At 40.5% G+C, this 12,235-nt stretch carries 13 protein-coding genes; all 13 read left to right on the plus strand.

The genetic code is table 11. The annotated features are described in order from the left end of the window. The first annotated feature begins 190 nt into the window (after nt 1-190). On the plus strand, nt 191-766 hold the full coding sequence (locus VCHENC03_RS24335) for a hypothetical protein (protein ID WP_009704192.1): 576 nt from the start codon (nt 191-193) through the stop codon (nt 764-766). 692 nt (nt 767-1,458) lie between these two features. Next, on the plus strand, nt 1,459-2,166 hold the full coding sequence (locus VCHENC03_RS24330) for a hypothetical protein (protein WP_009704193.1): 708 nt from the start codon (nt 1,459-1,461) through the stop codon (nt 2,164-2,166). A gap of 138 nt (nt 2,167-2,304) precedes the next feature. Beyond that, entirely contained in the window at nt 2,305-2,832 is a 528-nt protein-coding gene (locus VCHENC03_RS0125170; RefSeq protein ID WP_032801946.1) for a hypothetical protein, read from the plus strand. A gap of 149 nt (nt 2,833-2,981) precedes the next feature. Next, complete coding sequence (locus tag VCHENC03_RS24325; protein WP_009704195.1) at nt 2,982-4,103, plus strand: hypothetical protein; 1,122 nt, start codon at nt 2,982-2,984, stop codon at nt 4,101-4,103. A 135-nt stretch (nt 4,104-4,238) separates the two neighbouring features. Then, nucleotides 4,239-4,766 carry a hypothetical protein gene (locus VCHENC03_RS0125175; RefSeq protein WP_032801947.1) on the plus strand — a complete coding sequence of 176 codons (528 nt, stop codon included), beginning with the start codon at nt 4,239-4,241 and terminating at the stop codon, nt 4,764-4,766. A gap of 145 nt (nt 4,767-4,911) precedes the next feature. Then, entirely contained in the window at nt 4,912-5,364 is a 453-nt protein-coding gene (locus VCHENC03_RS24320) for a DUF6998 domain-containing protein (RefSeq protein WP_009704196.1), read from the plus strand. A gap of 684 nt (nt 5,365-6,048) precedes the next feature. Continuing rightward, on the plus strand, nt 6,049-6,570 hold the full coding sequence (locus tag VCHENC03_RS24315; RefSeq protein ID WP_009704197.1) for a GNAT family N-acetyltransferase: 522 nt from the start codon (nt 6,049-6,051) through the stop codon (nt 6,568-6,570). A gap of 166 nt (nt 6,571-6,736) precedes the next feature. Next, on the plus strand, nt 6,737-7,180 hold the full coding sequence (locus VCHENC03_RS0125180) for a YdcF family protein (protein WP_009704198.1): 444 nt from the start codon (nt 6,737-6,739) through the stop codon (nt 7,178-7,180). Nucleotides 7,181-7,428: 248 nt separating this feature from the next. Further along, the gene (locus tag VCHENC03_RS24310; protein ID WP_009704199.1) at nt 7,429-7,887 is read left to right on the plus strand and encodes a GNAT family N-acetyltransferase; all 459 of its coding nucleotides are present in this window, start codon (nt 7,429-7,431) and stop codon (nt 7,885-7,887) included. A gap of 691 nt (nt 7,888-8,578) precedes the next feature. Then, nucleotides 8,579-8,905, plus strand: coding sequence for a hypothetical protein (locus VCHENC03_RS24305; protein ID WP_232310303.1), 327 nt, complete (start codon nt 8,579-8,581; stop codon nt 8,903-8,905). A 1,321-nt stretch (nt 8,906-10,226) separates the two neighbouring features. Next, nucleotides 10,227-11,063, plus strand: a complete 837-nt coding sequence (locus tag VCHENC03_RS24300) for a TIGR02391 family protein (RefSeq protein WP_032801948.1) — start codon at nt 10,227-10,229, stop codon at nt 11,061-11,063. Between the two features lie 212 nt (nt 11,064-11,275). Beyond that, nucleotides 11,276-11,566 (plus strand): hypothetical protein, encoded by a 291-nt coding sequence (locus VCHENC03_RS24295; protein ID WP_009704203.1) that lies wholly within the window; start codon nt 11,276-11,278, stop codon nt 11,564-11,566. A 134-nt stretch (nt 11,567-11,700) separates the two neighbouring features. Further along, entirely contained in the window at nt 11,701-12,060 is a 360-nt protein-coding gene (locus VCHENC03_RS0125185) for a hypothetical protein (RefSeq protein WP_021033957.1), read from the plus strand. Nucleotides 12,061-12,235: the final 175 nt, after the last annotated feature.

The following is a 12,235-nucleotide window of genomic DNA, read 5'->3' on the forward strand; positions in this document are numbered from 1 at the left end:
CATGTCAGTTTTCAATATCTTGGAGCGCATAAATAGAAGTAGCGCATGTACTAACAAATTGCTCAAGAGTGATTCGTAACGCGTGGCATTTTTACTTTGCGGTGGCTTATGGTGATTAAGGCGCTGTGCGGTAGCTTTTGTATTGCGTTACTCACACCTTAATGCGGCGTTAGTTGGAAAGAGGTATTCATTGGATTCAATAAAAGAGATATTACTTTCATTCGGTGGAGCTACTGTCGTAATTGGCTTGTTGTCGAGTTTTCTTGCAAAGTTAATTTCAACTAGAGTTGCGCAGGAACAGAATGCAGTAATTTTGAGCGAGTTGGAAAACTTGAAACATAAGCTATCTACAGCTCAAACAAGCTATGGTCAACAAATTGAACACATAGTCAGTTACTATGATGTTTATTATAAACACTATCGCCGTTGCCAAGAAGTTGCCGGACAAGATGTGATTTCCCATCCTGAAAATGGGGCCCTCGATACTAAAGAAGCGTATGAAAAGAAGCTTGATAAATTTGCCGAGGAGTGGGAGAAACTTGAGCCAAGAATCCGTCTTGTATTACCAGAAGATGCATTTTTGCTCCATATAGAGTCAATTCATGCATTCAATGATTTTACACGAATATTGAAATCACTACCTTCGAATCACTCTGAGTTGAAAGGACCTTTAATAGAGCAGTTTGTGGTTGTGGATCAAGTCAAAGAAAAATTGGAAAGGTCTCTTAGGCACTATTTAAGAACAGACGTTTTGCAATCCAACTAACAAATTGTTTAAGAGTGATTCGGCACGCGTGGCATTTTTACTATGCGTTGGTTTTAGCGGTTAAGGTAGTATGCGGAAGCTTAGGTATTGCGTGCCTCACACCTTAACAAGGCGTTAGTACGGGTTTAACATCAAAGGTCATAAGTTTTGGTGTTTATCTGTTTTGGCGCTCGTCTTTACACCTTTCAGTTATTGCCTTTCACGTTCTTTCCGGTGGCACTATATGCGGAGTATTCGCTTTGATTTCACCGTTTACGGCTTCTAACTCTTAGCCTATTTCTTTGACGCTTCTTCTCTTTCGTGGTTTTTACTAAGTCAGAATTGTCTTTCTTTGGTGTTGCAGTCGAAGTGCGAGGATCGAATCCTTTTCTAATTTGAAGCAAGTGAAAGTAAGGTTGTTCAGTGCGTTTTTCTTCTAGCCAACTTTCGTCTTTCAATGGGGTAAAGTTTTGTAGCTGCCCGTCTCACTTCAGTGTTCAAAGCCTTTCATATCATCTCAATTTTCAATATCTTGGAGCGCATAAATAGAAGTAGCGCATGTACTAACAAATTGCTTAAGAGTGATTCGTAACGCGTGGCATTTTTACTATGCGGTGGCTTAGGGTGATTAAGGCGCTGTGCGGTAGCTTTTGTATTGCGTTACTCACACCTTAGCAAGGCGTTAACTAGCACCAGTTTAAAGAGGAATTCGAGTGGAAGAAAATACGGCAGTTTGTTTTTTTACTGCAACGAACATTGTTGAAATAGTGAAGGTACTCGCTTGGCCAGTTACAACCTTGATTGTTGCTTTGGTATTTCGTGGGAGACTAGCGTCAGTAATAGATGGCTTTATTAAGAGAAATAGTGTTACAGAGTTCTCTACGCCGGCATTTACTGCAAAATTCTCGCAAGATAAAAGCGGTGTTGAAGTGCAGGCCGAAGTAAAACGAACAGAAATTAGTGCAGATTACCAGACAGTTGTTAAGTTCCAAGAAGAAAACCAAAGTAAACATACTAGAACTCTTTTAAAGAATCACCAATTACATAGGAAATCCTACAATTTGACTGATGCTGAAGCTGTTGAAATGGTTGAAAAAGCACTTGTGATCACAATTGCTCAAAATGCATATATTGCAATCAACAGAGTTATTTACAAGTCGCAACTTGTCCTTTTAGAGCACATGTATACGCAGGTTAATCTATTTGCATCTACTACATATGTAGATGGCTATTTTCAACAGATTAAACCTAATTCACTACTTTTTGCAAATTTGGATACACAGCAATATATAGCTTACCTACTTGACCAAGGGTTGATAAAGGTAACAGGCGAAGGGTTTGCCTTAACCGACTATGGTGAGTCGTATGTTGAGTACATGAAGCGTTATCCAAATTTAGTTACACATCTAAATCAAAGCTAGTTAACAAACTGTTTAAGAGTGATTCGCAACGCGTGGCATTTTTACTATGCGTTGGTTCTTGTGTTTAAGGTGGTATGCGGGAGCTTCGGTGTTGCGTTGCTCACACCTTAACAGGGCGTTAGCTTATCAGAGGAAGTAATGGAAGAAAGTGCATTTAATATAGCTCAAGCCATATTAGTTTCGTTGGGTGGAGGAGCTGCAATCGTTCTTGGGGCTTCTAGTTTTCTTGGAAAGCTGTGGGCTCAACGAATTTTACAAAAAGAACAGTCTAAAATGGCTTTAGAGATTGAAGAATATAAAAACAAGTTAGGCGAGTTAACTGCAAATAAACAGATAAATTACTATCAAAAATTAGAACTCTATAAGTCAGTATCTGCACCATTGATCGATTTGGTAGCCAACATTACTCATCAGGAAATGCTAACCCGAGATTACATTAGAGGCTTTGACAAACAAAGGCTTCATATGACTGCACAATTAGCACTATTCGCTTCTTCCGATGTTTTCGATATGTTTATGGATTTAATAGACTATATGTATAGCTCCATTGAATCTGACACTTTTGAGTTTCATGTTTACCGTGTAGATATGCTCAAGTTCTTAAGTGAAGTTCGCAAAGATATTGGTATCTACACGGACGAAATTACCTACAAAGGAAGCAGATAAGCTAACAAACTGTTCAAGAGGGATTCACAACGCGTGGCATTTTCACTATGCGTTGGTTTTAGTGTTGAAGGTGGTATGCGGCAGCATCGGTATTGCGTTGCTCACCCCTTAACAGGGCGTTAGCTTTCTTTTTAGTTTAGGAGTATACAGTGGTAAATAACGACTGGCCGGTAGCATACAGAGAAGTGCATCTCATCGGGGGAGCTTACGCCATAAACGATCCAAATGAGAAGGATAAGGTTTATATATTCCCCAACTCCTTAGATGGTCAACAAGCTGTGCTCACAATCCCAAGTTATAGCAAGCTTTTTTATGCAATCAAAAAACTTAAAATAAGCAAAATTGTAGGTGTTGAGTTTCTTAATCATGTAAATCAAATTGATGGTATTAGCCCAACAGAATGGAGAGCGTATTCTAGTTACAAGAGTAATAGTTGGGCTCATATAGAGGCATGTTGGCAGTGGGGAGATATATCGTTTGAAGCATATAAGTGTAAGAATGGTCATTTATGGGACTTGTCGAAAAGGATACAGCATCAAATAACAACGCTAAATAACTCATTACAACAATTATCTTTAACATATAGGCGTCAGTTAAACTCCAAAGTTGCAGATGGATTTGAAGATAATGAGAGATTTGAAAATGGTTATTCTTCGTATATTTATGACAGCTTCCAACACTTTCTATTTGATGCTTGTATGCTCAGAGATTATATTTCAGAGTTCGTGTTCCACTATGTAGTCCCGCTCGATGTTAAGTCGGGAGAGAAGCATATGACAACCACTTCGAAAATTTATAACAAGTATTATAAAAATAGGGAAGTGTCGTCAGACTACGAGACCTACTTTAAAAATATATGTTCATCGAATGGTTGGTTGAATGAGCTAGGGGTTTATCGAGATTTAGTTATGCACGCATGCCCACTTTCCATGCCTAAACAACGTGTATGGATTCGAACCGGAACGATTGAGTTGCTTGGTAATAAATTGCTTCCACAAATTATAGCGCCTATTCCTAAAAAGCCTCTAGATTTAAAAAATGAGCGAAACAGTTTTAAATATTTTAGTGATTTTGAGCGGCAAGCTAACGCATTTTTTAACCAAGCGAACGATGAAGAAGAATCAATTGATATCCTCTCATACGCTATAGACGTGATGGATAATTTTTCCAAGTTACTATGGCTGACAATAGAACAATCCCCTTTAAAAGGCATACAGCAAACTTTTGGTCCTCACAATATTATTGGAAATGTCCGGACAATAGTAAGCTAACAAACTGTTTAAGAGTGATTCGCAACGCGTGGCATTTTTACTATGCGTTAGGTTTTGTGGTTAAGGTGGTATGCGGAGGCATCGGTATTGCGTTGCTCACACCTTAACAGGGCGTTATGTGATTTTGGGTAAAGTATGTTCAAAAGTTTAATTAAATATATTGTGATTGGAGCTCTTGTCGGTATAGGCTTTTCATCCGTTGATGAAATACATTATCAAATCACTAAATCTAGCCGGATAAAAGATCTAGCCGAGGCTCAGGAGCTAGCAGATCAAGTTCGCTCTACTTACATTATTGACTCTAAAGAACTATTTCCAAACAATCTTCCGGATCGCTATTACAATCCTGAAAATGATCTGTTTTTTAGTTTGCAGAGTTTTTCTGATTTGGGTTCGACGGTAGAGATGTCTGGTGTGTTAACCAATAGAGGTACAGATATATGGCGCAATGTCTATGTAGATTTTGAAGCTTTTGATGATGATGGAAATGTTATTTCAAAGTGTAATGTTCCGTCTGGAGAGCTACTACCTACATATAGCGAAGGTTTGATAACTCGATGCCCAAAAGTCGAAAAGTTCAAGGCAAAATCACCAAGTAAAATAAATATGCGCATAAAATGGAATTTTCATGGTCAAAGAGTTGTGACTGAAGGTGATAAATAATCACATAACAAACTGTTCAAGAGGGATTCGCAACGCGTAGCATTTTTTACTATGCGTTGAATTTTGTGATTAAGGTGGTTTGCGGCGGCTTCGGTGTTGCGTTGCTCACCCCTTAACAGGGCGTTAGGCGAACAGGAGTGTTAATTTGGATCACGAGAAATTTAGAAGTTTGGTCAAAGACTTGTATAAGACAGTTTCTGAGCTAGAAAATATGTTTCCGGGTAGGCATTTCACTCCAGATGGTCACATGGTTGGTAGTTTAGGCGAATGTTTAGTTGCCGATGCTTATGGACTTGAGCTACTCACGGCATCGAATAAAGGCTTCGATGCAATAGGTCCGTCAGGCGTAAAGGTTGAAATTAAAGCGACACAATCTACTCGAGTCGCATTTAGAAGTTGCCCAGAACACGCAATCGTAATCAAAATTCTTCCTGATGGCACATTTGAAGAATTTTACAATGGTAGCGGTTTGCGTATCTGGGAGCTATTTTCAGGCAAGCCTTTACCTAGTAATGGTCAATATCAAATTGCGTTATCAAAGTTAGCTACCTTAAACCAACAGGTGCCAGATAGCGAAAGACTTGGGAAATTCGCCTAACAAACTGTTCAAGAGGGATTCGCAACGCGTGGCATTTTCGCAATGCGTTGGTTTTAGTGTTTAAGGCGGTATGCGGCGGCTGTTGTATTGCGTTGTTCACCCCTTAACAGGGCGTTAGTACGGGTTTGACATCAAAGGTCATAAGTTTTGGTGTTTATCTGTTTTGGCGCTCGTCTTTACACCTTTCAGTTTGTACCTTTCACGTTCTTTCCGGTGGCACTATATGCGGAGTGTTCGCTTTTATTTCACCGTTTACGGCTTCTAACTCTTAGCCTATTTCTTTGGCGCTTCTTCATTTTCGTGGTGGCTTTTGAGAGAACCTTGATTACTTTTGGTGTGGCTGTTGAAGTACGAGGAAAGAATCCTTTTCTAATTTTAAGCTAGTGAAAGTAGGGCAGTTCAGTGCGTTTTTCTTCTAGCCAACTTTCGTCTTCCAATCGGGGTAAAGTTTTGTAGCTACCCGTCTCACTTCAGTGTTCAAAGCCTTTCATATCATGCCACTTTTCAATATCTTGGAGCGCACAAATAGAAGTAGCGCATGTACTAACAAATTGCTTAAGAGTGATTCGTAACGCGTGGCATTTTTACTATGCGGTGGCTTAGGGGATTAAGGCACTGTGCGGTAGCTTTTGTATTGCATTACTCACACCTTAGCAAGGCGTTAGCCCTTTTCGAGGAAACGATATGGAAATCGTACAAGAAATAGATGTTTCAGAATTGCATCATAAGGCAATCGAAGCATTAAGAAATCAAGCTTTTCCAGATAGCCAAGTAAGTCGTTCTTACTTTAAGCAGTTGCCTCATATGCGTGCCCTTCATTTTCAAGGTGAACAGCTGGTTGGCTATCTTGGACTGGATTATCGCGTTGTTAGTGTCGGCGGAGAAATACATAAGGTTCTGGGCGTAATCGACTTTTGTGTTGACGAACGTTATCGAGGGAAAGGTATTGGCTCTTTTATGTTGTCAGAATTATCGGCATTTGCTGAAACTAAAGATGTGGATTTCATAATCCTTATATCTGAGTTACATGATTTCTACTCTACAAACGGCTTTTACCAAGTTCAGTGCATGCAGTCTTGGTTAAGGCTTCACGAGCACACCAACTTTGGAGTTGCTGTAGAGCATCTTGATGAACTGTATGTGAAACCACTCAGAGATAAGCAGTGGGGTGTTGGACATTTTGATTGGCTAGGTTATATGTACTAGTCAACCACAGGGCTAACAAACTGTTCAAGAGGGATTCGCAACGCGTGGCATTTTCACTATGCGTTGGTTTTAGTGTTTAAGGCGGTATGCGTCGGCTCTTGTATTGCGTTGCTCACCCCTTAACAGGGCGTTATGCGTATTCACTCAATCGTGTAAGGGATTAGGATTGAACAAAAGAGAAATCGAGAGTATTACTCAGGTAGTCTTCCCGACACACCAAGATGAGTTCCAACATGCAGAAGTGCTTGTTGTGTTGGGTAGTTACAAAGCAACTCAATATAAGATGCCAACTGCTGTACGACTGTACAAGGAGAAAAAAGTCTCCAAGCTACTGTTGTCAGGCGGCAACTTAGCAATAGATCAAAAGCCCGAGTTTGAGTCGATGAAAGAGTATGCATTGGATAATGGTGTGCCAGATTCGGATATTATCTTAGAACGACATGCAAAAAATACAGTAGAGAATGCACAATATTCTTCAGAGATTATCGTAGAGAGTGAAATCGCGAAAAGGTCGGTGGCAATACTGACAACGGCTTTCCACATAAAGCGGGCAAAGTACTTATTCAAAATGCTTTACCTCAATATTTGGAACTTCACAGTTACTTTGTAAACGATCGACGTACTCGGAGGGATAATTGGTGGCTCACCGAGAGTGCCATCTCTCGTGTAATGCACAGTCATGAAGTGATAAAGCGTTTAGGCGTTAAACCATACGCATAACAAATTGTTCAAGAGTGATTCGGCACGCGTGGCATTTTTACTATGCGTTGGTTTTAGTGGTTAAGGTGGAATGCGGAAGCTTCGGTATTGCGTGCCTCACACCTTAACAAGGCGTTATGTGCTTTGGTGGAAATGAATATGGAAATCACAATCAGACGTATCGAAACAGAACGTATCGAAGACAAAGGTATATTCGAGACCATGTTTAGGGAGTATCTATCTGGATTCTCAGTTGAACTAGATCTCTCAGTAACTGCTCAGCTATTTGCGTTGCCTTATTTCCACGGATTTATCAGTTTTGTCGACAATAAGCCTGCTGGTTTTGCGGTTTGCTTTGAATCGTTTTCAACTTATCGTGCGCAAAGAGTGATGAATATCCATGACTTTATGGTGTCGGACAACTTTCGTGGTAAAGGTGTTGGCAAGGCACAGCTGAATGGTATCGAACAGTATTGTCGTGATAATGATTACCTCAAAATCACATTAGAGGTTGGTGACGATAATGTTGCAGCTAAAAAACTCTATAGCTCATTAGACTACGAAGATTACAGAGTAGTTTTGAAAGGGCAGCACCATTGGCAAAAGTACCTCAATTAGCACGCACATAACAAACTGTTCAAGAGGGATTCGCAACGCGTGGCATTTTCACCGTGCGTTGGTTTAAGTGTTTAGGGTGGTATGCGGCGGCATCGGTATTGCGTTGCTCACCCCTTAACAGGGCGTTAGTACGGGTTTGACATCAAAGGTCATAAGTTTTGGTGTTTATCTGTTTTTGCGCTCGTCTTTACACCTTTCAGTTTGTGCCTTTCACGTTCTTTCCGGTGGCACTATATGCGGAGTGTTTGCTTTGACTTCACCGTTTACGGTTTCTAACTCTTAGCCTATTTCTTTGGTGCTTCTTCTTTTTCGTGGCTTTTACTAAGTCAGCTTTGTCTTTCTTTGGTGTTGCTGTTGAAGTGCGAGGATCGAATCCTTGTCTAATTTGAAGTCAGTAAAAGTAGGGGAGTTCAGTACGTTTTTCTTCTAGCCAACTCTCGTCTCTTAACCGAGTTTAAGTTTTGTAGCTGCCCGTCTCACTTCAGTGTTCAAAGCCTTTCATATCATGCGAGTTTTCAATATCTTGGAGCGCATAAATAGAAGTAGCGCATGTACTAACAAATTGCTTAAGAGTGATTCGTAACGCGTGGCATTTTTACTATGCGGTGGCTTAGGTGATTAAGGCGCTGTGCGGTAGCTTTTGTATTGCGTTACTCACACCTTAGCAAGGCGTTATGTTTTTTGGGAGAAAATGATGGAATTCAAGCTAGAAATCTATGCACCTGAAACAGAAGTTGTAGCTATCCGTGATGCACTTAACTCAGTTGGCGCTGGTGTTGTGGGTGACTATGATAGCGTTATTTCTATCGTAAAAATTTCAGGGTTCTGGAGACCAACTGAAAGCTCGGAACCTGTTACTGGCAAGAAGGGTGAAATTAACTTTGGTGAAGAGGTCAGAATTGACGTTAGATGCCAAGAGCCTTTAGTTCAAGCTGCACTTGATGCTATTCGAACAATTCACCCTTACGAAGAACCAGTGATCAACATTTTACCTCTATACAACCATAAGTTTGTCTAGCTACGTCAGCACAAACATAACAAACTGTTCAAGAGGGATTCACAACGCGTGGCATTTTCACTATGCGTTGGTTTTGGTGTATGAGGTGGTATGCAGTGGCTTCGGTATTGCGTTGCTCACCCCTTAACAGGGCGTTAGTCGCCAGAAAAAGCTAGCAGTCAAAATCATGTTTCTAAGCTCAAAACTTGGCTACTGGTTGTTTGATTCATAGTTCCATCTTCGACGGTCAAAGCTCAGTTTCATCGGTTCTAAATCAATGCATTGCTATTTTCCAAGCGGTTGTTTCGTTCTTTGGTGGTGATAGAGCGGGGCAATCGAAAATCTGTTTTTGGTTGCAAATCTGCTCGGTAAGTTTGTTGGTTTAAAAGCTTATTTACTTGCTGAAAGGACGTTTTCTCTGGTGTTGTAAGTTCCACGTGGTTTCAGTGACTTTGTTGAAAGTCCGCACTGTGAGATTGGTTTTCCAAAAGCGCTTTTTGGTGTTGCCAGTCCGTTTTCTGCGGCGCTGTTTTTTCTAAGTGGTTTCATTGAGTAACCGCTTTGAGACTACGCCTGACTTAAGTGCATCAAAACACATAAAGTTTGTTGTTTGCACAGTTTAGTTCGGCTTAAAATTGTCGCTCGGTGCCTCGCGACTAACAAACTGTTTAAGAGTGATTCGCAACGCGTGGCATTTTTACTATGCGTTGGTTTTAGTGGTTAAGGTGGTATGCGGGAGCTTCGGTATTGCGTTGCTCACACCTTAACAGGGCGTTAGTACGGGTTTGACATCAAAGGTCACAAGTTCTGGTGTTTATCTGTTTTGGCGCTCGAATTTACACCTTTCAGTTAGTGCCTTTCACGTTCTATCCGGTGGCACTATATGTGGAGTGTTCGCTTTGATTTCACCGTTTACGGTTTCTAACTCTTAACCTATTTCTTTGGTGCTTCTTCATTTTCGTGGTGGCTTTTGAGAGAACCTTGGTTGTAATTGATGCTGTCGTCGGAGTACTAGGACCGAATCCTTTTCTAATTTGAAGCCAGTAAAAATAGGGCAGTTCAGTGCGTTTTTCTTCAAGCCAACTCTCGTCCCTCAATGGAGGTAAAGTTTTGTAGCTGCCCGTCTCACTTCAGTGCTCAAAGCCTTTCATATCATGCCAGTTTTCAATATCTTGGAGCGCATAAATAGAAGTAGCGCATGTACTAACAAATTGCTTAAGAGTGATTCGTAACGCGTGGCATTTTTACTATGCGGTGGCTTAGGGGATTAAGGCGCTGTGCGGTAGCTTTTGTATTGCGTTACTCACACCTTAGCAAGGCGTTATATTTTTATTGGAGTTTTATGGCACGATTAGAGAAATTAGACTTCGGAACTATTGAGTCTATTTGTAAAATACTTGGCGATACGGAGCGTGGGTTTACTGGCTCTGAAATTGCAAAGTTGTTGTACGAAGCCAAAATTGAGGATATAGACGCCTTAAATACTAAATGGAAGCGTTTAAATTCAGCACTTGCAAATAGACAAGAACAGGATGGTTGCGCAAACCCTGTACTTCACTTTATACAACTAGCGATGTCTCCATCGAAACATTACAACAAGTTAGAATGGTTTAATGATACTCGCTTTAAGTTGAATCAAGTATTGAGTTTTGCTGGGTACTCGCTAGGCGAGAACGGCAAAGTTTCTAGTTCTTCAAAAGCCTCTACGATCAGTGAGGCAGCAGCTAGAGCAAGCAAGTTGAAAGAGCACTTGGTATCTAGAAATGTTCATCCCGACGTTTTGTATTACTGTCGTGAAGAACTGCTTGTGGACAATTATTTCCATGCTGTTTTTGAAGCGACAAAAAGTGTGGCTGATAAAATAAGGAACAAAACTGGGTTAACTTCAGATGGAGCTAATTTAGTAAATGAAGCGTTTGCATTCAAAAGTGCTCCTCATATTCCCCATTTAGCCCTAAACACTCTTCAAACTGAAAGTGAAAAAAGTGAGCAGAAAGGTTTTGTAAATTTGTTAGTTGGTTTGTTTGGTACATTCCGAAACACAACGGCTCATGCTCCCAAGATTACTTGGAAAATTGACGAGCTTGATGCGTTGGATATTTTGTCAATGGTGTCTCTGGTTCATCGTCGCCTAGACAAAGCTACGGAAGCAAAAAAGATGTACGAAAACAAAATATAACAAAGCATTTAAGAGTGATTCCCAACGCTTGGCATTTTTCATTCCACAGTTGGGTTTCGTGTTTACGGTGGCATAGTTGAGCTTCGTGGTAGCGTTGCTCACACCTTAATGCGGCGTTAGGTATTTGCGTTAAAACAGCTTCAATGACAGCGAATTATCTTAGAATATGTATAATGATTTAACCTGATAAATTATATATATAGGCAAGTATTATGGGTGTAAAAGAAGAATTGGTTTTTAAAATACTAGATTACCTAAATGAAATGGAAGTACGTGCTACTTACGGTGCTTTTGCTGAAGTGCTGGGAGTATTGCCTCGCTCTGTTGGACAGCAGTTTTTAGGCGAAAAGCGACCATATGCTTCTTGGGTTGTTCGTGAAGATACTGGCTTACCTACAGACTACTCAGAAGAGCAACTGCACCCCAAATTACTTTCCAAAAAAAGCCTTATAAAGTCCGGAGCTGTGCTGAGGCGTAATATGGGGTTGAGTAAAAATACCTAACAAACTGCTCAAGAGGGATTCACAACGCGTGGCATTTTTACTATGCGTTGAATTTAGTGATTAAGGTGGTATGCGGCGGCATCGGTAATGCGTTGCTCACCCCTTAGCAGGGCGTTATGTACTTGGAGAAAAATATGGATTTTCTCGTAGGTGTAGACCTTCAGGATTCATTTGTTTTGGGTTGGCACTACAATGATCAAACTTTTGAAATTGAACTAGAGTTTAGCATCTGGCCTGAGTCTAAATATTATGAAGCTCCAAAAATAGGTGAGCATACTTGCTATCGTTTGGGGTCTCTTCTTTTTGAGGGTGTTTTAAGTATTAATGGGCTCTTGAATCAAAATGATATGCAGCCGACCATAGACCTTGACGGTTCAAAAGACTACGGAAACATCGACTACTTTGAAAAGAACCAATCATATTTCAAGGTGGTAGGTGGCTTTGGGAGCATAGAATTTGAAAGCTCAGGTGTTCATTTTAAACTACGTACATAACAAACTGTTCAAGAGGGATTCGCAACGCGTGGCATTTTCGCTATGCGTTGATTTTAGTGATTAAGGTGGTTGCAGCAACATCGGTATTGCGTTGCTCACCCCTTAACATGGCGTTAGGCGATTTTGTTTAATTTGGAGTTTTAAATTGGAAGTTGCATTACCAATTACAGTTGTT

The sequence above is a fragment of the Vibrio sp. HENC-03 genome, from assembly GCF_000305755.2.
In the GTDB taxonomy this organism is placed as follows: domain Bacteria; phylum Pseudomonadota; class Gammaproteobacteria; order Enterobacterales; family Vibrionaceae; genus Vibrio; species Vibrio owensii.